Origin of the sequence: Pseudoalteromonas sp. CR1 (assembly GCF_019392235.1) — a bacterium.
Classification (GTDB): domain Bacteria; phylum Pseudomonadota; class Gammaproteobacteria; order Enterobacterales; family Alteromonadaceae; genus Pseudoalteromonas.
On record NZ_JAHXRM010000397.1, the window covers coordinates 1 to 256 of the forward strand.

Sequence of the window (256 nt, forward strand, 5' to 3'; positions counted from 1 at the left end):
CTGCTCGGCTATGCGGTGATCTACACCGGCTTTCTCAAGCGTGCGACCCCGCAAAACATTGTCATCGGTGGCCTCGCGGGCGCCGCGCCGCCGCTGCTGGGGTGGGTTGCTGTCACCGGGCATGTCAGCGCCGAGCCGCTGCTGCTGGTGTTGATCATCTTCGCCTGGACCCCGCCGCATTTCTGGGCCCTGGCCATTCACCGCAAAGAGGAATACGCCAAGGCCGACATTCCGATGCTGCCGGTTACCCACGGCG

Annotated in this window: 1 protein-coding gene; it reads left to right on the plus strand. The window is 65.2% G+C overall.

All coding sequences use genetic code 11. The features are described 5' to 3' along the window. Window positions 1-256, plus strand: a 256-nt coding sequence (locus tag KZZ04_RS19880; protein ID WP_219423984.1) for a UbiA family prenyltransferase, incomplete at both ends; no start/stop codon positions are given.